This is a genomic window from Microbacterium sp. LTA6, from assembly GCF_045690355.1.
In the GTDB taxonomy this organism is placed as follows: Bacteria; Actinomycetota; Actinomycetes; order Actinomycetales; family Microbacteriaceae; genus Microbacterium.
Map to the genome: position 1 here is coordinate 3,135,170 of NZ_CP147855.1, position 23,788 is coordinate 3,158,957.

General features: G+C 67.3%; 24 protein-coding genes and 1 pseudogene. 13 read left to right on the forward strand and 12 right to left on the reverse strand.

Going from position 1 to position 23,788, the window contains the following annotated elements; translation table 11 throughout:
• Positions 1-16 precede the first annotated feature (16 nt).
• The 3 genes from LTA6_RS14890 to tkt are packed head-to-tail and all read right to left on the reverse strand — an operon-like array spanning position 17 to position 4,838.
• On the reverse strand, positions 17-1,624 hold the full coding sequence (locus LTA6_RS14890; protein WP_341974522.1) for a glucose-6-phosphate isomerase: 1,608 nt from the start codon (positions 1,622-1,624) through the stop codon (positions 17-19).
• Positions 1,621-2,733 carry a transaldolase gene (tal, locus tag LTA6_RS14895; protein ID WP_341974523.1) on the reverse strand — a complete coding sequence of 371 codons (1,113 nt, stop codon included), beginning with the start codon at positions 2,731-2,733 and terminating at the stop codon, positions 1,621-1,623. The genes LTA6_RS14890 and tal overlap by 4 nt, the downstream gene beginning before the upstream one ends.
• A complete protein-coding gene (gene tkt / locus LTA6_RS14900) occupies positions 2,730-4,838 on the reverse strand; it encodes a transketolase (protein ID WP_341974524.1) in 2,109 nt (702 codons plus the stop codon). Before tkt ends, tal begins: the two co-directional genes overlap by 4 nt.
• Positions 4,839-5,104: 266 nt before the next feature.
• Between tkt and LTA6_RS14905 the strand changes: the two genes are divergently transcribed.
• The gene (locus tag LTA6_RS14905) at positions 5,105-6,010 is read left to right on the forward strand and encodes a heme o synthase (protein ID WP_341974525.1); all 906 of its coding nucleotides are present in this window, start codon (positions 5,105-5,107) and stop codon (positions 6,008-6,010) included.
• A 110-nt stretch (positions 6,011-6,120) separates the two neighbouring features.
• On the opposite strand, the gene LTA6_RS14910 is transcribed toward LTA6_RS14905, so the two are convergent.
• The 3 genes from LTA6_RS14910 to LTA6_RS14920 form a co-directional block, all read right to left on the reverse strand.
• Positions 6,121-6,798, reverse strand: coding sequence for an HAD family hydrolase (locus LTA6_RS14910; RefSeq protein ID WP_341974526.1), 678 nt, complete (start codon positions 6,796-6,798; stop codon positions 6,121-6,123).
• Positions 6,799-6,853: 55 nt separating this feature from the next.
• Entirely contained in the window at positions 6,854-7,279 is a 426-nt protein-coding gene (locus LTA6_RS14915) for a hypothetical protein (RefSeq protein WP_341974527.1), read from the reverse strand.
• Between the two features lie 73 nt (positions 7,280-7,352).
• Positions 7,353-8,471, reverse strand: coding sequence for a COX15/CtaA family protein (locus LTA6_RS14920; protein ID WP_341974528.1), 1,119 nt, complete (start codon positions 8,469-8,471; stop codon positions 7,353-7,355).
• Between the two features lie 233 nt (positions 8,472-8,704).
• On the opposite strand from LTA6_RS14920, the gene sufB reads away from it, so the two are divergent.
• From sufB to LTA6_RS14955, 7 genes are read left to right on the forward strand one after another with little or no spacing between them, the layout of a single operon-like run.
• The gene (gene sufB, locus LTA6_RS14925) at positions 8,705-10,123 is read left to right on the forward strand and encodes a Fe-S cluster assembly protein SufB (RefSeq protein ID WP_341974529.1); all 1,419 of its coding nucleotides are present in this window, start codon (positions 8,705-8,707) and stop codon (positions 10,121-10,123) included.
• The gene (gene sufD, locus LTA6_RS14930) at positions 10,124-11,329 is read left to right on the forward strand and encodes a Fe-S cluster assembly protein SufD (protein WP_341974530.1); all 1,206 of its coding nucleotides are present in this window, start codon (positions 10,124-10,126) and stop codon (positions 11,327-11,329) included.
• The gene (locus LTA6_RS14935) at positions 11,326-11,652 is read left to right on the forward strand and encodes a non-heme iron oxygenase ferredoxin subunit (RefSeq protein WP_341974531.1); all 327 of its coding nucleotides are present in this window, start codon (positions 11,326-11,328) and stop codon (positions 11,650-11,652) included. Before sufD ends, LTA6_RS14935 begins: the two co-directional genes overlap by 4 nt.
• Positions 11,653-12,423: a Fe-S cluster assembly ATPase SufC gene (gene sufC / locus LTA6_RS14940; protein ID WP_341974532.1), complete on the forward strand. Its 771-nt coding sequence runs from the start codon at positions 11,653-11,655 to the stop codon at positions 12,421-12,423. It abuts the gene before it with no gap.
• Between the two features lie 9 nt (positions 12,424-12,432).
• Positions 12,433-12,762, forward strand: a complete 330-nt coding sequence (locus tag LTA6_RS14945; protein ID WP_341974533.1) for a metal-sulfur cluster assembly factor — start codon at positions 12,433-12,435, stop codon at positions 12,760-12,762.
• A 2-nt stretch (positions 12,763-12,764) separates the two neighbouring features.
• Positions 12,765-13,919 (forward strand): aminotransferase class I/II-fold pyridoxal phosphate-dependent enzyme, encoded by a 1,155-nt coding sequence (locus tag LTA6_RS14950; RefSeq protein ID WP_341974534.1) that lies wholly within the window; start codon positions 12,765-12,767, stop codon positions 13,917-13,919.
• Positions 13,916-15,295, forward strand: a complete 1,380-nt coding sequence (locus LTA6_RS14955; protein WP_341974535.1) for an MFS transporter — start codon at positions 13,916-13,918, stop codon at positions 15,293-15,295. The genes LTA6_RS14950 and LTA6_RS14955 overlap by 4 nt, the downstream gene beginning before the upstream one ends.
• Here LTA6_RS14955 and LTA6_RS14960 read toward each other — a convergent pair.
• Positions 15,231-15,827 carry a TetR family transcriptional regulator gene (locus tag LTA6_RS14960; RefSeq protein ID WP_341974536.1) on the reverse strand — a complete coding sequence of 199 codons (597 nt, stop codon included), beginning with the start codon at positions 15,825-15,827 and terminating at the stop codon, positions 15,231-15,233. The genes LTA6_RS14955 and LTA6_RS14960 overlap by 65 nt on opposite strands.
• 104 nt (positions 15,828-15,931) lie before the next feature.
• Here LTA6_RS14960 and LTA6_RS14965 point away from each other — a divergent pair, with 104 nt between their 5' ends.
• From LTA6_RS14965 to LTA6_RS14975, 3 genes are read left to right on the forward strand one after another with little or no spacing between them, the layout of a single operon-like run.
• The gene (locus LTA6_RS14965; protein ID WP_341974537.1) at positions 15,932-16,519 is read left to right on the forward strand and encodes a biotin transporter BioY; all 588 of its coding nucleotides are present in this window, start codon (positions 15,932-15,934) and stop codon (positions 16,517-16,519) included.
• A complete protein-coding gene (locus LTA6_RS14970; protein WP_407358187.1) occupies positions 16,509-17,201 on the forward strand; it encodes an energy-coupling factor ABC transporter ATP-binding protein in 693 nt (230 codons plus the stop codon). Before LTA6_RS14965 ends, LTA6_RS14970 begins: the two co-directional genes overlap by 11 nt.
• A complete protein-coding gene (locus tag LTA6_RS14975) occupies positions 17,198-17,791 on the forward strand; it encodes an energy-coupling factor transporter transmembrane protein EcfT (protein WP_341978403.1) in 594 nt (197 codons plus the stop codon). Before LTA6_RS14970 ends, LTA6_RS14975 begins: the two co-directional genes overlap by 4 nt.
• 237 nt (positions 17,792-18,028) lie before the next feature.
• On the opposite strand, the pseudogene LTA6_RS14980 reads toward LTA6_RS14975, so the two are convergent.
• The 5 genes and pseudogenes from LTA6_RS14980 to LTA6_RS15000 form a co-directional block, all read right to left on the reverse strand.
• Positions 18,029-19,060: pseudogene (locus LTA6_RS14980) on the reverse strand (acyltransferase family protein); the annotation flags it as partial.
• A 97-nt stretch (positions 19,061-19,157) separates the two neighbouring features.
• Positions 19,158-19,829, reverse strand: coding sequence for a response regulator transcription factor (locus tag LTA6_RS14985; RefSeq protein ID WP_341974539.1), 672 nt, complete (start codon positions 19,827-19,829; stop codon positions 19,158-19,160).
• Positions 19,801-21,066 carry a sensor histidine kinase gene (locus tag LTA6_RS14990; RefSeq protein WP_341974540.1) on the reverse strand — a complete coding sequence of 422 codons (1,266 nt, stop codon included), beginning with the start codon at positions 21,064-21,066 and terminating at the stop codon, positions 19,801-19,803. The genes LTA6_RS14985 and LTA6_RS14990 overlap by 29 nt, the downstream gene beginning before the upstream one ends.
• A 5-nt stretch (positions 21,067-21,071) precedes the next feature.
• Complete coding sequence (locus LTA6_RS14995) at positions 21,072-21,686, reverse strand: VTT domain-containing protein (RefSeq protein WP_341974541.1); 615 nt, start codon at positions 21,684-21,686, stop codon at positions 21,072-21,074.
• Between the two features lie 57 nt (positions 21,687-21,743).
• Positions 21,744-21,914, reverse strand: coding sequence for a hypothetical protein (locus LTA6_RS15000; protein WP_407359304.1), 171 nt, complete (start codon positions 21,912-21,914; stop codon positions 21,744-21,746).
• Between LTA6_RS15000 and LTA6_RS15005 the strand changes: the two genes are divergently transcribed.
• Both LTA6_RS15005 and abc-f read left to right on the forward strand, forming a co-directional pair.
• Positions 21,858-22,100, forward strand: a complete 243-nt coding sequence (locus LTA6_RS15005; RefSeq protein ID WP_407359291.1) for a hypothetical protein — start codon at positions 21,858-21,860, stop codon at positions 22,098-22,100. The two genes, LTA6_RS15000 and LTA6_RS15005, sit on opposite strands and share 57 nt — an antisense overlap.
• Positions 22,101-22,175: 75 nt before the next feature.
• Complete coding sequence (gene abc-f, locus LTA6_RS15010) at positions 22,176-23,774, forward strand: ribosomal protection-like ABC-F family protein (protein WP_341974543.1); 1,599 nt, start codon at positions 22,176-22,178, stop codon at positions 23,772-23,774.
• Positions 23,775-23,788: the final 14 nt, after the last annotated feature.

The following is a 23,788-nucleotide window of genomic DNA, read 5'->3' on the forward strand; positions in this document are numbered from 1 at the left end:
GGGATTCTCCTGCTGACTACTTCTGGGCGGCTTCGAAGAGGGCGAGCACGTCGGCCGAGGAGTCCGTGATCGTGAGGGACACGACCGGGCGGCCGTGTTCGGCGAGGACAGCGGCGTCACCGGCGGCCTGGGCCTCGATGAGCTGTCCGAAGGTGAACGGTCGCTCCGGGATCTCCAGGTCGACGTCGGTGCGCTCCAGGATCTGCAGGAACACACCCTGGGCAGGCCCGCCCTTGTGGTACTGACCGGTGGAGTGCAGGAACCGCGGTCCCCAGCCGAAGGTGGTCGGGCGACCGGAATCGGCGGCGACCAGCTCGCGCAGACCCTGCAGCTGCGGCACGTCGAGACGATTGACGTAGGCCTGGATCGACACGTAGCCGTCAGCGGGCAGCTGCGCCCAGAGAGCATCGAGCACGCCCTCCACCGTTCCGGAAGCCGCGAGAGCCGGGTCGGACACCCGTACCTCGACGCCGTTCTCGACGAACACGGCAGCCGTCTGCTCAGGTCGCGCGTCCAGCAGGCCGCGTGCGGCGATCTTCGCCGACTCGACATCCGGCTGATCGAACGGGTCGATTCCGAGCAGAATGCCGGCGATCGCGGTGGCGAACTCCCAGACGATGAACTGCGCGCCCAGCGTGCCGCTGACGAGGATCTCGCCCGGGTGGCGCTCGTGCAGATGGAACTCGTTCGCATCGTCGACGAGCCTGACGATCTGCAGGTCGTTAGGCAGCGCGTCGAGCTCCGGCGAGACCGGCAGCAGGACGACCGGGAGGATGCCGGTGCCGCGCTTACCCGTGGATTCGGCGATCAGCTGCTCGATCCAGTCGGGCAGCCCGTTGATGTGCGTGCCGTCCGTGACCAGGCCGAGCTTGTCGCGGCGCGGGCTGGTGCCGGCGATCGCCGCTGCGAGGCGCAGCGCCGGGTTGTCGGCGGAGTCGACGGCGACTTCGAGCAGAGACGCTTCTGCTTCGTTCAACAGCTCGTCGACGTCGACGCCGGCGAGACCGCTCGGAACGAGGCCGAATGCCGTCAGTGCGGAGTAGCGGCCGCCGACGTTCGGGTCGGCGTTGAACACGCGGTAGCCGGCCTCGCGAGCCGAGGCATCCAGCGGCGAGCCGGGGTCGGTGACGACCACGATGCGCTCGGCCGGGTCGATGCCGAGATCGCGGAACGCGGCCTCGAAGGTGCGGCGCTGCGAATCGGTCTCGACCGTGGAGCCGGACTTCGACGAGACGACGAGCACGGTGTTCTCCACGCCCTCATCGAGCGCGGCCAGGACCTGCCCTGGCGCCGTCGAGTCGAGGATCGTGAGGGGGACTCCCGCCGTCTGCGCGATGACCTCCGGCGCGAGCGACGATCCGCCCATGCCGGCGAGGACGACGCGGTTCACGCCCTTGGCAGCCAGTTCGCCGCGCAGGGCGACGATCTCGGCGACCAGCGGGCGGGAGATTGAGACGGCTTCCACCCAGCCCAGACGGACGGCTGCCTCTGCCTCGGCATCCGGACCCCACAGACTCGCGTCGCCGCCGGTGAGGCGCGAAGCGATCAGGTCACGGACGAGGCCGGGGACGACCTCGTCGATCGCTGTCCGGGGTGCCCCGGACGTGTGGATCGAGAAGGTCATCGCTGGGCTTCCAGGCCCTCGGAGACCTGGGCCAGAAGGTCGTGCCACGAGTCGATGAACTTCGCGACGCCCTCGTCCTCGAGCACCTGGGTGACGTCGTCGAAGTCGACGCCGAGCGAGGCGAGTCCGGCGAAGACCTCACGGGCCTCGTCGTAGCCGCCGGTGATCGTGTCACCGACGATGACGCCGTGGTCGAAGGTCGCCTCGAGGGTCTTCTCCGGCATCGTGTTGACGACGCCCTGCGCCACGAGCTCGGTGACGTACAGGGTGTCCGGCAGTGCCGGGTCCTTCACACCGGTCGACGCCCACAGGGGACGCTGCGGGTTGGCGCCGGCATCCAGGAGAGCCTGGGCGCGGTCACCGGCGAACGTCTGCTCGTAGAGCTCGTAGGCGAGGCGTGCGTTGGCAAGACCGGCCTTGTTCTTCAGCGCCAGGGCGGCATCCGACCCGATAGCGGTGAGACGCTTGTCGGTCTCGGTGTCGACGCGCGAGACGAAGAACGATGCGACGGAGTGGATGGTCGACAGGTCGATGCCGGCTGCCTTGGCGGTCTCCAGACCGGTCAGGTAGGCGTCGATGACCGCGGCGTACCGCTCCAGGCTGAAGATCAGCGTCACGTTGACACTGATGCCCGCCCCGATCGCGTCGGCGATCGCGGGAAGGCCGGCCTTCGTCGCGGGGATCTTGACCAGCAGGTTCGGGCGATCGACCTTCGCCCACAGCTCCTTGGCCTGAGCCACGGTGCCGGCGGTGTCGTGCGCCAAGTCGGGGGAGACCTCGATCGAGACGCGTCCGTCGACGTGGCCGGAGGCTTCCCACACCGGGCGGAACACGTCGAGTGCCGCGGCGACATCCTGCGTGGTGGCCGCGAACACGGCCTCCTCGGCAGTGGCGCCGGATGCGGCGAGCTCGGTCACCTGAGCGTCGTAGGAGGTGTCGTTCTTGTCGGTGATCGCGTTCGCAAAGATCGTCGGGTTCGTCGTGACGCCGACGACGTTGCGCGAGGCGATCAGGTCGGCGAGATTCCCGGAGGCGATGCGAGTGCGGGAGAGGTCGTCGAGCCAGATGCTGACGCCGGCGGCGGCGAGGTCTGCGGTGGGGGTGCTCATGCGTTCTCCTTGATGTTTGCGGCGATGGTCTCACGGGCTGCGGCGATGACGGCCTCAGTGGTGATGCCGAACTTCTCGAACAGGGTCTTGTAGTCGGCGGAGGCGCCGAAGTGGTCGATGCCGACGGAGCGTCCACGGTCTCCGACGATGCCGCGCCAGCTGAGCACGGAACCCGCCTCGACCGACACGCGAGCCGTCACCGATGCCGGGAGCACGCTCTCGCGGTACGCCTCATCCTGTTCGTCGAACCATTCCAGAGACGGAGCGGACACGACGCGGACGTTCACGCCCTCCGCGGCCAGCGCGGTGCGTGCGTTGACGGCGAGCTGGACCTCGGAGCCGGTGGCGATGATGATGACGTCAGGAGTGCCGTTCGGTGCCTCGGCGAGGACATAAGCACCCTTGACGGCGTTGGATGCCGCGGCGAAGGTCTCGCCGGTGGCTGCACCGTTGCCGCGCTCGAAGACCGGGATGTTCTGACGCGTGAGCGCGATGCCCGAGGGCCCCGCCTGACGGCGCAGCATCTCGAGCCAGGTGACCGAGGTCTCATTGGCGTCGGCCGGGCGGACGACCGTGAAGTTCGGGATGGCGCGAAGAGTCGCGATCTGCTCGACCGGCTGGTGCGTTGGGCCGTCCTCGCCGAGCGCGACCGAGTCGTGCGTCCAGACGAAGATGCTCGGCACGTTCATCAGAGCCGCGAGGCGCACCGCCGGGCGCATGTAGTCGCTGAAGATGAGGAACGTACCCCCGAAGGCGCGGGTCGGACCGTGCAGCACGATGCCGTTGATGATCGCGCCCATCGCGTGCTCGCGGATGCCGAAATGCAGCACCCGGCCGTACGGGGAGCCGGACCACTCGTGGGTCGACCACTCCGCAGGGATGAAGGACTTCGAGTCCTTGATCGTGGTGAGGTTCGACTCGGCGAGATCCGCCGATCCACCCCACAGCTCGGGGAGCTGAGCGGCGAGGGCGTTGATGACCTGGCCGGATGCGGCGCGAGTGGAGACGTCCTTGCCCGCCTCGAACACCGGCAGCGCCGAGGAGATGTCGGTGGGCAGCTCGCCCGCCTCCAGGCGGTCCAGCAGTGCCTTGCGCTCGGGGTTCGCAGCGGCCCAGGCGTCGAACGACTCCTCCCAGGCGGCGCGAGCCTCGGTGGCACGGGCGGCGAGACCGCGAGTGTGCGCGATCACGTCATCGGCGACGGCGAAATGCTCTTCGGGGTTGAAGCCGAGCACCTTCTTGGTGGCGGCGAGTTCGTCGGCGCCGAGAGCGGAGCCGTGGATCTTGCCGGAGTTCTGCTTGCCGGGCGACGGCCATCCGATGATCGTCTTCAGGATGATCAGCGACGGCTTGTCGCTCTCGCCCTTGGCTGCCTCGATCGCCGCGAACAGTTCGGCGACGTCTTCGACGTACTCGCCGGTCTTCTTCCAGTCGACGACCTGGACCTGCCAGCCGTACGACTCGTAGCGCTTCGCGACGTCCTCGGTGAAGGCGACGTTCGTGTCGTCCTCGATCGAGATCTGGTTGGAGTCGTAGATCGCGATGAGGTTGCCGAGCTGCTGGTGACCCGCGAGCGACGAAGCCTCGCTGGTGATGCCCTCCTGCAGGTCGCCGTCGCCGGCGATCACGTAGATGAAGTGGTCGAACGGGCTGGTGCCGGCTGCGGCCTCCGGGTCGAACAGACCGCGCTCGTACCGTGCGGCATAGGCGAAGCCCACGGCCGAGGCGAGACCCTGGCCGAGCGGACCCGTCGTGATCTCGACGCCCTTGGTGTGCCCGTACTCCGGGTGACCGGGAGTGAGCGAACCCCAGGTGCGCAGCGACTTGAGATCGTCGAGCTCGAGACCGAAGCCGCCGAGGTAGAGCTCGACGTACTGGGTGAGGGAGGAGTGACCGGCCGAGAGGATGAATCGATCGCGGCCGAGCCAGTCGGTGTCGCTCGGGTCGTGGCGCAGCACGCGCTGGTACAGCAGGTACGCCGCAGGTGCCAGGCTCATCGCGGTGCCGGGGTGGCCGTTTCCGACTTTCTCCACGGCGTCCGCGGCCAGGAGTCGCGCGGTATCCACCGCGCGCCGATCGATCTCATCCCACTGCAATTCCGACACGATGAAGCCCTTCTCCAACAGTTCGAGAGCGCCCGGAAAGCAGAATCGCGGTCCGCATCGTTACGGAGGAGGTGTCATGAGCGCCGGGCGCGCGAGTGGTTTCAGCATAGCGCTGTGCGTCGTTGCGTTACCCCGTCTTACGACGCTTCACAACGATGGAAAGCGCAATGTGAGACGGGTGGCTCGAGGCGGGAAGCGGCCGCCGCGTGCCCTAGACTGAAAGGGCTGTCGTGACGTGTGCGGAGGAGGCGATCGAGATCTCGACGATGTCTGATCAGACCGTGGTGAAGCAGTCCTTCGGTCGCACCGTCAGGGCCTACGTCGCCCTGACCAAGCCGCGTGTGCTCGAGCTGTTGCTGGTCTCCACCGTGCCGGTGATGTTCCTCGCACAGGGCGGACTGCCGAACATGTGGCTCGTGCTCGCCACCGTGATCGGCGGCTCGATGAGCGCCGGATCCGCAGCGGCATTCAATATGTATCTCGATCGCGACATCGACGCGCACATGCATCGCACCGAGAACCGTCCGCTCGTGACCGGCGAGATCTCGCCGCGCGGCGCACTGATCTTCTCGTGGACGCTCGCCGTCGCATCCACCGTCTGGCTCCTGCTCACGACCAACTGGCTCGCGGCGACGCTCTCGGCCGTGGCGATCTTCTTCTATGTCGTCATCTACACGATGATCCTCAAGCGCCGCACCGAGCAGAACATCGTCTGGGGCGGGATCGCCGGCTGCTTCCCTGTCCTCATCGGCTGGTCGGCGGTGACCGGATCTCTGGACTGGCCGGCGTTCGTGCTGTTCCTGCTGATCTTCCTGTGGACGCCGCCGCACTACTGGCCGCTGTCGATGAAGTACAAGGATGACTACGAAGACGTCGACGTCCCGATGCTCGGGGTGACGCGCAACGCTTCGCAGGTCGGGCTGCAGGTCATCCTCTACGCATGGGCGACGGTCGCCTGTTCGCTGCTCCTCGTGCCGATCGCTGACATGGGGCTGGTGTACACCGTCTCGGCGCTGGTGTTCGGCGGCTGGTTCATCTACGAGTCGCACCGTCTCTACAACCGGGCAGTGCACGGGACCGAGCCGCGCCCGATGCGCGTCTTCCATGCCTCGATCACGTACCTGACGTTGATCTTCGTTGCCGTCGCGATCGACCCGCTGCTCCCGTTCTGACCCCCTGCGCTCGCATCGACTTCGCAGATCTGCGTCTCCTTCGCAGGGATTCCCGCGATTCCTGCGAAGAAGTTGCTGTTCTGCGAAGAACCCGCTGAACAGGACCCCGGTCAGCGACTGAATGCGACGTCGTCGAGCGTCTGCACGCGATCGGGAGCGGTGTCATGGCGCCCGTTGCGATCGAGCAGCACGGCGCGCATCCCGGACGTCAGCGCTCCCTCGTAGTCGGCCTCATACGAATCACCGATCATGAGTGATACGCGCGGTACGACGCCGAGCTGCTCGAGAACGGTGGCACAGGCGCGCGGATCGGGCTTTCCCGCCGGCAGATCGGAGGAGCAGACGATCAGGTCGATCTCCGCGTCCAGCGCGAATCTGTCAAGCTTCTGCAACTGCTGGGTGCGGTCGCCGTTCGTGAGTACGGCCACCGCCAGCCCGGCGTCTCTCGCCCGACGTAGAGCCGGGATCGCGTCGTCGAACAACCGCCACCCGGCCTCGTAGCGGCCGAGATAGCCCTCGAAGACGGCGGATGCCTCAGCATCCGTCATCGCCTGTCCCAGGAACTCCCGTACGCGTTCCTGGCGCTGGCCCTGGAAGCTGATCGCGCGCGCCTGCCATCGGCGATAGTGCTTGGTGGCGATCCGCCGCCAGCGCTCGGCGACATCGTCATCTCGGATGCCGTGATCCGCCGCCCAGGCGATGGATGCCGCATCCGCTGCGGACTCCTGATCGAGGAGCGTCCCGTCCAGGTCGAAGACGGCTGCGGCGAGCGGGGCGAGAGCTGTCACGCGCCTCAGACTAGCGTCGGGGCCGGGCGGCGCCTGTCCGGCGCCGCCCGTCGGATCATCGGGCGACAGCCGACTCTGCGACCGGGGCCGATTCGGTCTCGGTATCGTCTGCGGGATCTGCGGTCTCCGCAGCGCCGTCCGTGTTTTCGTCGGCATCGGCTTCAGGCTCGGAAGCCACGTCGGCGGGTGCAGCGACGTCGACGACTTCAGTGACCGGTGCCTGAGCAGGCAGCAGCGCCTTCGCCGCGGCCAGTACCAGCGCGAGCAGGATGCCGATCACTCCGGCTCCGAGCAGAGCGGCGCCCACGAGGACGATCGACGGTCCGACGTAGACCTCGACGTTCGTCGCTGTGCCATCGAGCAGCCTCGTGGTCATCGTGCCGATCTGCCCGGTGATGAGCCAAGCGCCGATCGCGGCAGAAGCGACGGAGAGGATCAGAAGAAGCCAATAGGCGAGGTTGCGCGTCAGTGATGTGTTCATGACAGCGAGCCTGGCCGACGCTCTGATGTGTCGCGCGTGTGCCGGCTATGTGCCGGCTATGCATCGGATCGTGTTACGCGGCGTCGACCGCCGCTGGTCGCTTGAGACGCAGTACCACGACCGTGTAGGCGGCAGCGGACAGCGACGCGAGCACCATGTGGATGCCCACGAGCAGCGGTGGCAGTCCGTCGCGCGCCTGCCACACGCCGACGCCGACCTGCACCGCGATCGCGATGACGAGCACCAGAAGCCAGCGGCGCGGCTCGAGGCGAAGGACCCACGCGGAGATCGTCAGCACTGTCACCAGCCCGGCCAGGATGTACCCGGGCCAGGAGTGCACATGGGCGAGCACCGTCGCATCGAAGCCGTGGCGCAGTACATCGGCGTCGCCGGAGTGCGGGCCGGACGCGGTGGTGAGAACGCCGAAGAGGATCGTCATCGCCAGCGCGAGCCCGGTCACGTGGCTGAGCACGGCGAACCAGATCGGCACTGCTCGTTCTCGGGGACCCGGGGTCGCGTACATCCGCACCAGGAACGCGGCCGTCGCGCAGACGAGCAGCAACGAGGAGGTGTAGTGGAAGCCGACGATGAACGGATTCAGGCCTGTGAGCACCGTGATGCCGCCGACGAACGCCTGGGCGACCACGCCGACGGCCGTGATCCACGCCAAGGCCACGAGATCGCGTCGTCTTGTCGTGGTGCGGATCGAGAACACCGCCGCCGCGATGCATACGAGAAGAAGAGTGGCGGATGCGGCAGGGAAGGCGGGGAGGTTCAGGGGCGAAGCGATGGCGTAGACCGCGCCGGCGGCGACAAGCCCTCCCGCGGCGAACCACAGCGCGGTGTTGAGGGGGCGCTTTCCGCCGACCGCCTGCAGCACGTAGAGGACGACGGCCACAGCGAGGAGCCCCACGACACCGGTCATCGTGCGGTTGCCGAATTCGATCACCCCGTGGATGCCCTGCTCCGGAGTGGGGACGAGCGAGTCGGGGGTGCACAGCGGCCACTCCGAGCACCCGAGCCCTGAGCCGGTGAGTCGCACAGCGCCGCCGGTGCCGATGATGATGACCTCGGTGAGGAACGACAACCATGCGAGGACCCGGATTGTCCTGCTGAACGGCACGTGACCGGGTACGGAGTGCGCATCCCGGCTCGTTGCGTCCGTGGCACGGGGGGTCGTGGTCTCGGGCATAAGTCCTCCGGACCGCGGTGGACGTTACGGGGCACGGCCCGGCGTCCAGGCGGAACCTGTAGAATCGGATTGTTGTGATGAGCGCTGACCGCGCTGAAGCATCGTCAACAGTTTAGGCGCGATGGATGCGCCGGTGATGAGGGCCCACCAGCGGCACCAGCTCCCGCAGACTCGACGGGGATCAGGTGTGCCGGGGCGGATGACACCGTTGGGACCTAAGAGGAGAGTGTGTGATGTCGGATGTTCTGATCGACCGCCCGGAGCTTGACGGTCTGGGGGTGTACGAGTTCGGATGGCACGACGCGGACGCCGCGGGTGCCATTGCGAAACGCGGAATCTCCGAAGAGGTCGTCCGCGGGATCTCGGGGCTCAAGAACGAGCCCGAGTGGATGCTGAAGACCCGCCTGAAGGGCTATCAGCTCTTCGGCCGCAAGCCGATGCCGACCTGGGGCGCCGACCTCAGCGAGATCGACTTCGACAACATCAAGTACTTCGTCCGCTCGACGGAGAAGCAGGCGCAGTCCTGGGAAGATCTTCCGGCAGAGATCCGCGAGACCTACGAGCGTCTCGGCATTCCGGAGGCCGAGCGTCAGCGTCTCGTCGCCGGCGTCGCCGCGCAGTACGAGTCCGAGGTCGTCTACCACCAGATCCGCGAGGATCTGGAGCAGCAGGGCGTCATCTTCATGGACACCGACACCGCTCTCCGTGAGCACCCCGAATTCTTCGAGGAGTACTTCGGCAGCGTGATCCCGGCCGGCGACAACAAGTTCGCCGCCTTGAACACGGCCGTCTGGTCGGGCGGCTCCTTCGTGTACGTGCCCAAGGGCGTTCACGTCGAGATCCCGCTGCAGGCGTACTTCCGGATCAACACCGAGAACATGGGCCAGTTCGAGCGGACCCTGATCATCGCCGACGAGGACAGCTACGTCCACTACATCGAGGGCTGCACCGCCCCGATCTACAAGTCGGACTCTCTGCACTCGGCCGTCGTCGAGATCATCGTGAAGAAGAACGCCCGCGTTCGCTACACGACGATCCAGAACTGGTCGAACAACGTCTACAACCTCGTCACCAAGCGTGCGGTCGCCCACGAGGGCGCCACCATGGAATGGGTCGACGGCAACATCGGCTCCAAGGTGACGATGAAGTACCCGTCGATCTACCTCATGGGCGAGCACGCCAAGGGCGAGACGCTGTCTGTCGCCTTCGCAGGCCCCGGCCAGCACCAGGATGCCGGCGCGAAGATGATCCACATGGCTCCGTACACGCAGTCGTCGATCGTCTCGAAGTCGATCGCCCGTGGCGGCGGTCGTGCCGGGTACCGCGGTGAGGTGCGAGTGGACGCCAATGCGCACCACTCCGCGAACACCGTGCGGTGTGACGCGCTCCTGATCGACACCAAGTCGCGCTCCGACACCTACCCGGCGATCGACATCCGCGTCGACGACGTGCAGCTCGGTCACGAGGCGACGGTCTCGAAGGTCAGCGAAGAGCAGCTGTTCTATCTGCAGTCCCGGGGCATGCCCGAGGACGAGGCGATGGCGATGATCGTGCGCGGCTTCATCGAGCCGATCGCACGCGAGCTGCCGATGGAGTACGCGATGGAACTGAACAAGCTCATCGAGATGGGCATGGAAGGCAGTGTCGGCTAGATGACGGCTCCGACGACAGCGCCCGCTGAGGCGCAGCACACGAACGCGCACGTGGACCCGGCAGCTCAGGTCTTCGCTACGGGATTCGTTCCTGTGCAGACCAGATCCGAGCGTCCGCATTCGTTCGAACCGGCGGACTTCGGTGCGCCCAGCGGCCGCGAGGTCAACTGGAAGCACACTCCGGTCGCCCGACTCACGTCGCTGTTCGCCGTCGCGGACGAGAACGACGGCGTGAGCTACGACTTCGGTTCGGCGGAGCAGTACGTCTCCGATCCGCTCGCCGCCGGCACCGCGCCTCGAGGCGATTTCTTCCGCCCGGAAGACATCGTCTCGGCTGTGGCGTGGCAGGGTTCGCCTCAGGCGATGCACATTCGCATCCCGAGCGAGGTCGAGGTCGCCGAGCCTCTTCTCGTCACGATCACCGGCCACGGCGCCGAGCGTCGCGCTGACGCCCACATCGTGATCGAGGCGATGCCGCACAGCTCCGCAACGGTCGTCCTGCAGCACACCGGTTCTGCGCAGTACGCGCAGAACGTCGAGATCATCGCCCGTGACGGGTCGAAGCTCACCGTGATCAGCCTGCAGCAGTGGCAGGATGACGCGGTCCACATGGCGTCTCACCAGGCCCGTGTCGATGCCGACGCCACGTTGAAGCACTTCGTGATCACGTTCGGCGGCGGGGTCGTCCGGGTCAACCCGAACATCGAGCTCGCCGGTACCGGCTCGGAGGGGTACCTCAACGGACTCTCCTACGCGGACGCAGGGCAGCACTTCGAGAGCCAGGTCTTCCTTCACCACAAGGGTGCCCACACCACCGGTGACGTGCTCTACAAGGGCGCGTTGCAGGGCGCGGGTGCGCACAGCGTGTGGATCGGTGACGTTCTCATCGGTCCGGACGCGACCGGAACCGACTCCTACGAGGCCAACCGCAACCTGGTGCTCACCGAGGGTGCGCGCGCCGATTCGATCCCGAACCTCGAGATCCAGACCGGTGACATCCAGGGCGCCGGTCACGCGAGTGCCACCGGTCGTTTCGATGACGAGCAGCTTTTCTACCTGCAGGCCCGCGGCATCACCGAGGAAGAGGCGCGGCGGCTCGTCGTGCTCGGCTTCCTCACCGACATCGTGCAGCGCCTCGGCATCCCGGCGCTCGAAGCCGAACTGCTGGCCGCGATCGAGGCTGAACTCGCGGCGGTGACCGCATGAGCGCTCATCGCGTCTGCGCCGTCTCCGAGCTGGAGCAGGACACCCCGATCCGCGTCGAACCCGATGGCGTCCCGATCACCGTGATCAAGGACTCCGAAGGCGTCGTCCACGCGATCGGCGACACCTGCACGCACGGCGAGATCTCGCTCGCCGAGGGCTTCGTCGAGGGTGACACCGTGGAGTGCTGGGCCCATGGCTCGGCGTTCTCGATGCTCACCGGCCGGCCCCAGAACCTCCCTGCGTATGAGCCCGTTCCGGTCTACGTCGTCGAGATCGACGGCGACGACGTGCTCATCGACCCGACTGTGATTAAGGAAGTCTGAATGTCTGTTCTCGAGATCCGCGACCTGTATGTGACGGTCGAGACCGAGGCGGGAACCACCCCGATCCTCAATGGAATCACCCTGACGATGAACACGGGTGAGACCCACGCGATCATGGGGCCGAACGGCTCCGGCAAGTCCACGCTCGCGTACACGATCGCCGGCCACCCCAAGTACACGGTCGCCAGCGGATCCATCACGTTCGACGGCGAGGACGTCCTGGCGATGAGCGTCGACGAGCGCGCACGTGCGGGACTCTTCCTCGCGATGCAGTACCCCGTCGAGATCCCCGGTGTCACGGTGACGAACTTCCTGCGCACCGCCAAGACGGCGCTCGACGGCGAGGCTCCGGCCATCCGCGGCTGGACCAAGGACGTCAAGCAGGCGATGACGAACCTGCGCATGGACCCGAAGTTCGCGCAGCGCAACGTCAACGAGGGCTTCTCCGGTGGCGAGAAGAAGCGTCACGAGATCCTTCAGCTCGAGGTCCTCAAGCCGAAGTTCGCGGTGCTCGACGAGACCGATTCCGGCCTCGACGTCGACGCGCTCAAGATCGTCTCCGAGGGCGTCAACCGTGCCAAGGAGTCGACCGGTCTCGGTGTGCTGCTCATCACGCACTACACGCGCATCCTCCGTTACATCCGTCCCGACTACGTGCACGTCGTCGTCGCTGGGCGCATCGTCGAGGAAGGCGGCCCCGAGCTCGCCGACCGCCTCGAGAACGAGGGATACGACCGTTTCCTCGACCCCGCAGCACCCATCGAGGCGTAGGCTGACCGTATGACCGCGACGCTCACCGATGCGAAGTACGACGAGGTCACCGAGGCTCTCAAGGACGTCATGGACCCCGAGCTCGGGATCAACGTCGTCGACCTGGGACTCATCTACGACCTGGCCTGGGATGACGAGAACGACGCCCTCGTCATCCACATGACGCTGACCAGCGCCGGCTGCCCGCTCACCGATGTGCTTGAGGATCAGACCGCGCAGGCGCTGGACAAGGTCGTCGACCGGTTCCGCATCAACTGGGTCTGGATGCCGCCGTGGGGTCCGGAGAAGATCACCGACGACGGGCGCGACATGATGCGCGCCCTCGGCTTCGCGATCTGAGGATGCTGGAGGTCACAGCGCTCCCGCTGGCCGAGCTCCGCGCACGCACCAGCGAGAAGTGGCGTGAGTACCCCGACGACGTGCTGCCGCTGTTCGTCGCCGAGACGGACTTCCCGCTCGCGCCCGCGATCACCGCCGCACTGCAACGCGCTGTGGCGGCGGGGGACACCGGGTATGTGGCCTCCCGCACCCCGCTCGCCGACTCGTACGCCGCCTTCGCGCGGCGCCGGTTCGGCTGGGATCCGGATCCCGGCCGGATGCGCAGCACAGCCGACGTCAGCATGGGCATCGTCGAGATCCTTCGCCGCGTCGTCGCACCGGGGGAGCGCGTCATCGTCACGACGCCGGTGTACCCGCCGTTCTTCGAGCTCGTGACCGAGGCCGGCGGTGTGGTCGAGCGCGTCCCGCTGCGCGACACCGGGACCGGGTGGGAGCTCGATGTCGACGGCATCCGCTCGGCGCTCGATGACGGCGCACGCGCGATCCTGCTCTGCAATCCGCACAATCCGACCGGCACCGTGCACAGCCGGGATTCTCTCGCCGCTCTCGCTGCTCTCGCCGACGAGTACGGGGTCGCTGTCGTCTCCGATGAGATTCATGCCCCTCTCGTTCAGCCGGGCACCGCGTTCACCCCCTTCCTCTCGGTGAACGATGCCGCTCGACGCGTCGGCTACGCGGTCGTCAGCGCGAGCAAGGCGTTCAACCTCGCCGGGCTCAAGTGCGCTCTGATGGTCACGGCCTCGGAAGAGACCACTGCGATCGTTCGCCGTCTCCCGGTCGAAGTGGAATGGCGCACCGGCCAGTTCGGTCTGCTCGCGGCGGTCGCGGCGTTCTCCGAGGAAAGCGACGTCTGGCTCGACGGACTCCTGCATACGCTCGATCGGAATCGCCGGCTTCTCGCGGATCTTGTGGCCGAGCACCTCCCTGGTGCGCGCTATCGGATCCCGGACGCCGGCTACCTCGCCTGGATCGATCTGACGGCTCTCGGCTGGGGCGACAACCCGGCTCGTCGCATCCTGCAGGACGCGAAGGTCGCTCTGCACTACGGGCCGGCGTTCGGAACCGAGGGTGCAGGGCACGTGCGTCTGAATTTCGGGACCAGCCCCGAGATCATCACCGACGCCATCGAGCGCATCGCGGCGCTCGTCGGCCGGTGAGCGCCACGCAGGTCGCCGCATCGATCTGGGACCGCCAGCGCCTCGGCATCACCGTCGGTTCCGTTGTCCTGATCTTCCTCGCGGCCATCGAGGCGCTCGCAGTGACCACCGTCATGCCGATCGTCAGCGTCGATCTGGACGGGGAGGCCCTGTTCGCTGTCGCCTTCTCCGGCACCCTCGCGACCGGAGTGATCGGCATGGTCGCCGCAGGGGCGTGGAGCGACCGCACGGGCCCTCGGGTGCCGCTGTACACAGCCGTCGTACTGTTCATCATCGGTCTGGTGGTCTCCGGCTTCGCGCCCGACATGTACACCTTCATCGTGGGGCGCCTCATCCAGGGCCTGGGCGCCGGAGGGCAGACCGTGGCGCTCTACGTCGTCGTGGCCAGGGTGTACCCGCCCGAGCTGCACGGCAGGATCTTCGCGGCGTACGCCGCGGCCTGGGTCGTGCCGTCGATGATCGGGCCGTTCTTGGCCGGTGCGGTGGCCGAGTTCCTGCACTGGCGGTGGGCTTTCCTCGGAGTCGCCGTGCTCACGGTGCTCGCGTTCGTCCTCGTCATGGCGCGGCTGCGCAACGTCTCGCTGAGTTCGTCCGATCCGACCGATGAAGCGGCGCAGACCCCGCGCGGGGGATCGATCGGTGTGCGGATGCTGCGCGCCGTGATCGTCGCCGTCGCGGCTGTGGCCGTCGGCTTCGCGGCCGAGGCTCGTCCGGCGATCGGTTGGCCGATCGCGCTCGGAGCGCTCGTCGTCCTCGGTTTCGCGATCCTGCCGCTGCTGCCGCCCGGGGCGTTGCAGGCCAGGCGCGGCCTGCCCAGCGTGATCCTGATGCGGGGTCTCGCGGCGGGGGCATTCTTCGCGGCCGAGGCATATGTGCCGAAGCTCTTGATGGACCGCTTCGAATTCAGCCCGACCTTCGCGGGACTCGCCCTCACCATCGCCGCACTGGCATGGTCGAGCGCTTCCGCGCTGCAGGGGCGCTACGGAGACCGGCTCGGCAGCACCCGCATCGTGGTCATCAGCGTCCCGCTGCTGCTCGTGGCCGTGCTCAGCATTCTCGTCGTCTCCGTCACCGGCGCAATGCCCTGGCTCGCGGTGATCGGCTGGGGTTTTGCCGGCGCGGGCATGGGGTTGCTCTACCCGAGGTTGACGGTGCTCACCCTCGCGTACTCGACGTCCGCGAACGAGGGGTTCAACTCCTCCGCGCTCTCGATTTCGGATTCCACGGGTTCGGCCGTCACGATCGCCCTGGCCGGACTGCTGTTCCTTGCACTTCCATTCGGAGGCTCGGGGTTCCCCGTCGTCTACGTGTTCACGGCTGTGCTGCTGCTGGTCGCCCTGATTCCGGGGCTTCGGCTGGGTGACGGGTCGCGCTGAGAGACTCGAAGGCGCGAATGCCGGCCTCGAAGACGTCGACGGAATGGGCGGTCGGATCAGCGCCATCGGCGTCGATCGCACCGATGCTCTGCGCATGCATGCGTTGCTGCAGGAGCATCGCGTGACCGAGGATGAACTCGAAGGCCGCGTCGGCGAACGGCCCGGCGTCGCCGCCGTTGTCGCCGATTGAGGCCGCAAGCGCCGCCTGTGCGCGTCGGGTGCCCAGGCGAAGCGCGTACGTGCTCATGACGACTTCGGCGCCGTCGCGGTAGGCGAGTAGTGCGTCGCGGATCGCGCGGGCTGTGGGAGCGAGCGCGAGCGAGGGGTCAGGATCAGGGACGGCACTGAGGATGCGGTCGGCGACTGCGGCCAGCAGCTGCTGCTTATTCGGGAAATGCCAGTACAGGGCGCTCGCCTGCACATCGAGTTCGGCCGCGAGACGGCGCATCGACAGGTCGGGAAGTCCGACATCGTCGAGCAGCTGCAGCGCGCAGGCGACGACGCTCTGGCGGTCGTGTCGTGCGGGGCTCATCCCATCAGTATACTGAACGGCGTTCAAGTGAACAGTGTTCAGGTGCTTCGACGGGCTCAGCAACCGAGTCGACGAGCGCAGGAACCCCGTCGAGAGGAAACTCCATGTCCGAGCAGCGTGGCGACATCGGTCGCGATCTGGCCCGTATCGCGATCTTCGCAGCCCTCATCGTCGTTCTCGGAATGGCGACGATCCCGATTCCGGGTGGCGTGCCCATCACCGCGCAGACCCTCGGAGTCATGCTCGCCGGCGCTGTGCTGGGTCCGCGACGCGCCCCGCTCGCCGTGCTGCTGGTGCTCGTGCTCGCCGCCATCGGCCTGCCCGTGCTCGCGGGCGGTCGCGGCGGTCTCGGTGTGTTCTTCGGTCCTTCGGCGGGGTACCTGATCGGCTGGATCGCGGGTGCGCTCGTCGTCGGACTCATCGTGCACGGCGGAAGGATCACCTGGTGGCGCACGGCGCTGGGAACGGTCGTGGGCGGCATCCTCGTCGTGTACCTCTTCGGCATCCCGGTGACGGCCCTCGTCCTGGGTCTGGATCTGGGGCCGTCGGCGCTGGCGAGCACCGTCTTCCTGCCCGGCGACCTGCTGAAGGCCGGCGCGGCCACCGCACTCACGCTCGCGCTTCGGCGCGCCTACCCTCCCGCATTCGGCATCCGCACCCTCGATCAGGCCGCACCGGCACGTGTCGCCTGACACACTGCTCGGCACCGTCACGCTCGCACACGTCTCGGTGCAGCGCGAGGGACGTGCGATCCTCAGCGACGTATCCGTCGAGCTCGCCGCTCGACGGATCGCCGTGATCGGGGCGAACGGATCCGGAAAGTCCACGTTCGCTCGGTTGTTGAACGGGCTCATCGCGCCCTCCGCGGGAACCGTCACGGTGCATGGACAGGACGCCGTGCGGGAGCGACGGGAGCTGCGCCGCCGGGTGGGCTTCGTCTTCTCGAATCCGGAGGCGCAGATCCTGATGCCGACGCCGGCCGAGGATCTGGCGCTGTCCCTGCGGGGCCGGGATCGTGCGGAGATCGCGCATCGCGTCCGTGAGGCGCTGAACGCCCACGGGCTGGCCGAGCACGCGGACGCACCCGCTTCTGCGCTCTCCGGAGGGCAGAAGCAGATGCTGGCGCTGGCCTCCGTGCTGATCACAGAACCCGAGCTCATCGTGGCCGACGAGCCCACGACTCTCCTCGACCTGCGCAACGCGAAGCGGATCGGTGATCTGCTTCTCGCGCAGCCCGCGCAGGTGGTGCTCGTCACCCACGATCTCGATCTCGCCGCCCGGTGCGACGCCGCGGTCCTGTTCGAGGAGGGCCGAGTCGTCGACGAGGGAGATCCTGCGGAGATCATCGAGACCTACCGCAGGGTGTGCGGATGATCCTCCTGTACCGGCCGGGATCCAGCGTCCTGCATCGGTCACCGGCTGGCGTGAAGCTCGCGCTCTTCGCGTCGGTGGCTCTCGCGCTGTCGCTGTATCCGCACGACGTCTGGAGCATCGCCGCCGTGCTCGTCGCGGTGTGCGGGCTCTACGCCGTCGCCCGCTTTCCCGTGCGCGTTCTCGCCGTGGAGGCGTGGCGGCTGCGATGGATCGTATTGCTCCTCGGTGTGGCGCTGACGGTTTTCGTCTCGCCAGTGACGGCCTGGGTCAATACCGGACGAGTCGTCGCCCTCGTGCTGCTCGCCAGCCTGCTCACGCTCACCACACGAATGGCCGACCTGCTCGCCGTGCTGCACCGAATGCTCCGCCCGCTCGGAAGGATCGGCATCGACGCCGATTCCGTGGCGATGACGATATCGCTCACCATCACCATGATCCCGGTGGTGACGGGGTTCGCCGATCGTGTGCGGGATGCGCAGGATGCGCGAGGCGTGCGTCTCGGTGTGCGTTCCGTCGTTCCGCTGCTGGTCATCACTCTCCGACACGCGGACGACGTCGGAGACGCCCTCGCCGCCAGAGGACTCGCCTGACACCCCGCGCCGGGAGAGCCGCAGGGACAGGACGATCAGGGCGACGGCGATGCCGGCGGTGACGACGGACGTCCCGAAGACGAGCAGCATCAGGACGGCACTCAGCCCGATCAGCGTGGCGATCGAGAGGCGCCGCGCGGAGTCGTGCGCCCGCGGGGCGGCTGCGGTCTCGAAGCGGGTGAACGCGATCGCCACCAGGGCGGTCAGAGCCAAAGCCAGGGCGAGCCAGAGCGGTCGTCCGAGCCACCAGCCCGCGCTGTCGAGATCGGGAAGGGCGACGCCGGTCACGATCGCACCGACCGCCGAGAGCCCGGCCATCGCGAGCAGCACCGGCATGTGCCAGAGGTAGATGGTCATGGTGCGTCGGGTGACGAAAGCGGTGAACGCCGCCACGTGGGGCCGACGGCTGAGCTGCTGGAGGCGATCGCGATACAGCGAGACGAGCGCAATGTGTACGACGCCGACGAGCAGCAGAGCAGCCGTGGGCGGGTTGATGTTCGCCACGAGGTCGGGGGAGTACACCCCGAAGAGGAACGTACCGATGAGGATCGCGAGGGCGCCGGCGGCTGCCAGGGCGCGGGTGCGTCTGGGCAGCGCATCGATGCTGCCGTCGGCGAAGAAGAAACCGAGTTGCTGCAGGGTCAGCCAGACGAAGGCGAGATTCAGAAACCCGAGCCCATCGATTCCGCTGGCCTGACGCAGCGCGTCGACGGCGACCGCGGTCGACGCGAGCACGCCGATGGCGAGGAACGGGGCACGCTCGTGAGCGGCGGCGAACAGGGGAAGCAGAGCCTGGCAGAGCAGGAACACTCCGAGGAACCACAGCGGTTGACCGTACCGGAAGCCGGCGGTCGCGATGAGGTCGGCGGGTACTCCGACAACGGCCAGAAGAGCGAGGAGCGCGCCGACGATACCGATGGTGAACATCGCTGGGCGCAGCAGCCGATGCAGGCGTCCGGCCACGAATCCGGTGGCGGTGCCGCCGCGGTTCTTCGTGCGGCGGTAGGCGATGAGGCCGGAGAATCCGCCGATGATGAAGAACAGCGGCATCACCTGGAGAATCCAGCTCAGTGGTGTGATCCACCAGGTCCCGTCGCTCGCGTTCTCGAAGACGGGCCCCGCATCGGTGACCGTGACGCCGACCATGATGGCGTGCAGAAGGACGACGCCGACGACGCAGAGGGCGCGGATGAAGTCGATGCCGGTGTCGCGAAGCCCTTTCACGGGGCGTGCTGATACGGCGATCTGCGGCGCCTGGACGGTGGCCATGAGTCCTCCTCGGGAACGGTGTCCCAGGAGACTATGGAGCGGGTGTCCAGCGCAGCATCAACCGGCGGTGTCGTCTCTGCCCCTACCAGGGGGTGATTCAGGAGCTCGGCTCGACCAGACCGGTGTCGTAGGCGAGGATCACGGCGTGCACGCGATCGCGGAGATCAAGCTTGGCGAGGACCTTGCCGACGTGCGTCTTCACGGTCTGTTCGGCGATGAAGAGCTCTTTGGCGATCTCGCCGTTGGACTTGCCCTGGCCGATGAGCACCAGTACCTCGCGTTCGCGTTCGGTCAGGCCGTTCAACACGGTCTCGGAGCGCGGAGACCGTGGCCGGTGACCGGCGAACTGCTCGATCATCCGCCGGGTCACGCTCGGCGCAAGCAGGGCGTCACCGCCGGCGACGACCCGCACCGCGTGCACGAGCTCTTCCGGCAACGCATCCTTCAGCATGAAGCCGCTGGCTCCCGCTTGGAGGGCATCGTAGACATAGTCGTCGATGTCGAACGTGGTGAGCATCAGGATCCGCGGCACGTGTGCCGCGGGGTATGACGGCCCGAGGATGCGACGGGTCGCCTCGATGCCGTCGAGTTCCGGCATCCGCACGTCCATGAGGATGACATCCGGGTCCAGGCGCGCCGACAGCGTGACGGCTTCGAGGCCGTTGGATGCTTGACCCGTGACCTGGATGCCCTCGTGGGCGTCGAGGAGCGCGGCGAACCCGGCGCGCACCATGGCCTGGTCATCGGCGATGAGGACGCTGATCGTCACGAATTCTCCTTGTCGGATCGAGGTTCTCGGTGGTGAGTGGCAGTGTGGCTTCGACGATCCATCCGCCGTCGGCATCGGGCCCGGCAGAGAATGCACCGCCGAGGATCTCGGCGCGTTCGCGCATGCCGCGCAGGCCGTGCCCGCTGGCGGGTTCGGCGGGGACCGTCGTCCGAGCTGAGTTCTGCACTCGGATGTGCACGGCATCGGCGTCGATGCGCACACGCACCGAGATGGTGGTGCCGGGCGCATGGCGGACGGCATTGCTCATCGCCTCCTGGACGATGCGGAAGGCGGCGATCTGCACACTGGGAGCGACGGAGGGCGCTTCCCCGGCGACGATCTCCAAGCCGACCTCGACGCCTGCCCGACGGATGCTGTCGACGAGCGCCGGGATATCGTCGATGCCCTGTTGTGGAGCGAGTTCGATCGACTGATCCTCGGTACGCAGCACCCCGAGCATTCGCCGCATCTCGGTGAGCGATGCGCGTGCCGTCGCCGCGATGTCCTCGAACTCGGCGGCGGCCTGTTCGCTGATGGTGGGCAGGCGGTAGCGCGCCGTGGAAGCCTGCACCTGGATGACCGACATGCTGTGCGCGATGACATCATGCAACTCGCGAGCGATGCGGGTGCGCTCCTCGATGAGGGCCCGACGCGCCTCTTCGAGCGCGCTGTGCTCGCGCTCCCTGGTCAGCTCTGCGTCGACGCGGGCACGCGCGGCGACGAGCGTCGCGATGAGGAACATCGCGACAGCGAGGGAGGCCGTCACGATCATGTCGGCGGTGGCACTGGAGGCGATGCCCGGTGTCGTGATGATGTCGGGGCGCAACAACGGGGCGGTGAGGGAGGACAGCAGACCGATCACCAGGGGCGCGGCGCCCAGACGGGCGCCGTGCACGAACGTCACGACGCCGACGAACAGCACGAAGGTGATCAGGGCAGGCACGGACCAGGGCCAGGGCGAGGCAGTGGCCAGCTCGGGGACGACGAACAGCGGAAGCGCGAATGCCGCGCTGCAGAACAGCGCGATCGCCCTCCGCGGGCGCGAGATCGCAAGAAGCGGTGCCGAGCAGAGCGCACCGCCGAGGATGAATGTCAGAGGCAACGGCGTGCCGTAGAGCACGGTCTGCACCGGCACCAGAACTGCGAGCAGCGCGACGAGTGCCGCGCACAGCAACACGGTGGCGTTGCGGCGGCTGATCCGGGGGGAGCGTCTGGTGCGCTGCCGGCGATTCGCCATGACGTTCATCCTGCCAGTTGCGGCACAGCGGCGCGCCGACGTCGCGCTGCTACCCGATCGACGGTGAACCCGATCAGGAGCGCGAGAACGACACCGATGGCAGCGCTGAGGAGAGGTTGATCCTTGACCCAGGAACCTGCGAAGAGGCCGATCCCGACGCTGAAAATGCTCCAGCTCGCGCCTGCGAGAAGACTCAGGGGGATGAAGCGCCGCCACGCGAAGTCCAACGCCCCGGCCGACATGTTCACGGCGACGCGTCCCACCGGGATGTAGCGGGCGCCGAGGATCAGAGTGGCGCTGCGGTCGTCGAGCGCACGTTGCGCGTGGACGAATGCGGCGGCGACGCGGGGGCGCCGCATCCATGCGAATCGCCGGGTGCCCAGTCGGCGTCCGATCGCGTAGGCGATGTTGTCGCCGATCGCTGCGCCGATAGCGGCGACAGCGCAGAGGAGTGCGATGTTGACGCCGCCGCTGGACGCTCCGACTGCAGCGGCAGCGACCAGCACCGTCTCACTCGGAATCGGCGGGAAGAAGCCATCGATGATCGCCACCGCGAGCATGATCAGGTAGAGCCAGGGTGAGGTGACGGTCTGCATGATGAGCTCGTTGATAACATCCACCCGAGAAGATTAGGAAGCAGGTGGCGGATGCGGCATCCCTCCGCGGTATCGTCCGTGTCAGCCTCCGGAGGTATATCCGCCGAGTCGATCACCGAGCTCGGGACGGTTCGTGTGCGGGGTCTGCTCGTCGACGAGCAGACCCGATGTGCGCACTATCACAGCGAGCTCGACGTGATCGCTCTGCTCTTCCACTGCTGCGAGGAGTGGTTTCCGTGTCATCTGTGCCATGAGGCGATCACCGATCATCCCTCACGCCCATGGCCGGCGACGGCTCGGACCACGGAGGCCGTGGTCTGCGGCGTGTGCTGCTCCCGCCTGCGCATCGAGGATTATCTGCGCGTCGATGCGTGCCCGACCTGCGACGCGGAATTCAACCCCGGTTGTCGTCTGCATCGGTCGCTCTACTTCGACTGAACGCCCAGCCAGCGCAATCTATACTGAGAGGCTGGCCCTTCGGCCGCATCCTCCCTGACGAACGGACAACCTGCTGTGCTTGCCGTGCACGACCTCGAGATTCGCGTGGGCGCCCGCCTCCTCATGGAGCACGTCTCGTTCCGTGTCGGCGACGGCGACAAGATCGGCCTCGTCGGCCGCAACGGCGCGGGCAAGACCACGCTGACCAAAGTGCTCGCCGGCGATGTGCTGCCCTCAGGAGGCCGCGTCGACCGTTCCGGTGAGCTCGGCTACCTGCCGCAGGATCCGCGTTCCGGCAACCCGGAAGACCTCGCGCGCACGCGCATCCTCGACGCCCGCGGTCTTGGACAACTGAACCTCGGCATGACCGAGGCGGCGTCCGCGATGGGCTCGGATGACCCCGACGTGGCCGCGAAGGCGATGAAGCGCTATGCGCGTCTGACCGAGCAGTTCGAGGCGCAGGGCGGCTACGCGGCAGAGGCTGAGGCGGCCTCCATCGCCAACAACCTCTCGCTGCCGGACCGCATCCTCGACCAGCCGCTCTCCACGCTGTCGGGCGGTCAGCGTCGACGCATCGAGCTGGCTCGCATTCTCTTCTCCGACGCCGAGACGATGATCCTCGATGAGCCGACGAACCACCTCGACGCCGACAGCGTCGTGTGGCTGCGCGAGTTCCTCAAGGGGTACAAGGGCGGACTGATCGTGATCAGTCACGATGTGGAACTGGTGGGGGAGACCGTCAACCGGGTGTTCTACCTTGACGCGAATCGCCAGAGCATCGACACGTACAACATGAACTGGAAGAACTACCTGCGCCAGCGGGTGGCCGACGAGGAACGCCGCAAGAAAGAGCGCGCGAACGCCGAGAAGAAGGCGACCACGCTGCAGCAGCAGGCCGCCCGCTTCGGGGCGAAGGCCTCGAAGGCGGCCGCAGCGCACCAGATGGTGGCACGCGCCGAGAAGCTCCTCGCCGGCCTGGATGAGGTTCGTCAGGTCGACCGGGTCGCGAAGCTCCGCTTCCCGAAGCCCGCGCCCTGCGGCAAGACGCCGATGATGGCAACCGGCCTCTCGAAGTCGTACGGTTCGCTGGAGATCTTCACCGACGTCGACCTCGCGATCGACCGCGGCTCCAAGGTCGTCGTGCTGGGCCTCAACGGCGCCGGCAAGACCACCCTGCTGCGCATGCTCGCGGGCGTCGACCAGCCGGACACCGGACAGCTCGAGCCCGGGCACGGCCTGAAGGTCGGCTATTACGCCCAGGAGCACGAGAACCTCGACGTGTCGCGGTCGGTACTCCAGAACATGGTGTCCGCTGCTCCGCACATCACCGAGACCGAGGCGCGACGAGTGCTCGGATCGTTCCTGTTCACCGGCGACGATGTTCTCAAGCCCGCCGGCGTGCTCTCCGGTGGCGAGAAGACCCGTCTGTCGCTGGCGACGCTGGTCGTGTCATCCGCGAACCTGCTGCTGCTCGACGAGCCGACGAACAACCTCGACCCGGCGTCGCGTGAAGAGATCCTGGATGCGCTCGCGCACTATGAGGGCGCCGTCGTGCTCGTCTCGCACGACCCGGGCGCGGTGCAGTCCCTGAACCCCGAGCGCGTGCTCATCCTGCCCGACGGTGTCGAGGACATCTGGAGCCAGGAATACCAGGACCTCATCGAGCTCGCGTAGCCCGCAGTTTGCCC

What these genes read in the sequence shown, in the direction of transcription:
- LTA6_RS14890 (WP_341974522.1), bottom strand. Translation starts at nt 1,624, where the DNA reads ATGACCTTCTCGATCCACACGTCCGGGGCACCCCGGACAGCGATCGAC.
- tal (WP_341974523.1), bottom strand. Translation starts at nt 2,733, where the DNA reads ATGAGCACCCCCACCGCAGACCTCGCCGCCGCCGGCGTCAGCATCTGG.
- LTA6_RS14905 (WP_341974525.1), top strand. Translation starts at nt 5,105, where the DNA reads ATGTCTGATCAGACCGTGGTGAAGCAGTCCTTCGGTCGCACCGTCAGG.
- LTA6_RS14915 (WP_341974527.1), bottom strand. Translation starts at nt 7,279, where the DNA reads ATGAACACATCACTGACGCGCAACCTCGCCTATTGGCTTCTTCTGATC.
- LTA6_RS14920 (WP_341974528.1), bottom strand. Translation starts at nt 8,471, where the DNA reads ATGCCCGAGACCACGACCCCCCGTGCCACGGACGCAACGAGCCGGGAT.
- sufB (WP_341974529.1), top strand. Translation starts at nt 8,705, where the DNA reads ATGTCGGATGTTCTGATCGACCGCCCGGAGCTTGACGGTCTGGGGGTG.
- sufD (WP_341974530.1), top strand. Translation starts at nt 10,124, where the DNA reads ATGACGGCTCCGACGACAGCGCCCGCTGAGGCGCAGCACACGAACGCG.
- LTA6_RS14935 (WP_341974531.1), top strand. Translation starts at nt 11,326, where the DNA reads ATGAGCGCTCATCGCGTCTGCGCCGTCTCCGAGCTGGAGCAGGACACC.
- sufC (WP_341974532.1), top strand. Translation starts at nt 11,653, where the DNA reads ATGTCTGTTCTCGAGATCCGCGACCTGTATGTGACGGTCGAGACCGAG.
- LTA6_RS14945 (WP_341974533.1), top strand. Translation starts at nt 12,433, where the DNA reads ATGACCGCGACGCTCACCGATGCGAAGTACGACGAGGTCACCGAGGCT.
- LTA6_RS14950 (WP_341974534.1), top strand. Translation starts at nt 12,765, where the DNA reads ATGCTGGAGGTCACAGCGCTCCCGCTGGCCGAGCTCCGCGCACGCACC.
- LTA6_RS14960 (WP_341974536.1), bottom strand. Translation starts at nt 15,827, where the DNA reads ATGAGCCCCGCACGACACGACCGCCAGAGCGTCGTCGCCTGCGCGCTG.
- LTA6_RS14965 (WP_341974537.1), top strand. Translation starts at nt 15,932, where the DNA reads ATGTCCGAGCAGCGTGGCGACATCGGTCGCGATCTGGCCCGTATCGCG.
- LTA6_RS14975 (WP_341978403.1), top strand. Translation starts at nt 17,198, where the DNA reads ATGATCCTCCTGTACCGGCCGGGATCCAGCGTCCTGCATCGGTCACCG.
- LTA6_RS14990 (WP_341974540.1), bottom strand. Translation starts at nt 21,066, where the DNA reads ATGGCGAATCGCCGGCAGCGCACCAGACGCTCCCCCCGGATCAGCCGC.
- LTA6_RS15000 (WP_407359304.1), bottom strand. Translation starts at nt 21,914, where the DNA reads ATGGCACAGATGACACGGAAACCACTCCTCGCAGCAGTGGAAGAGCAG.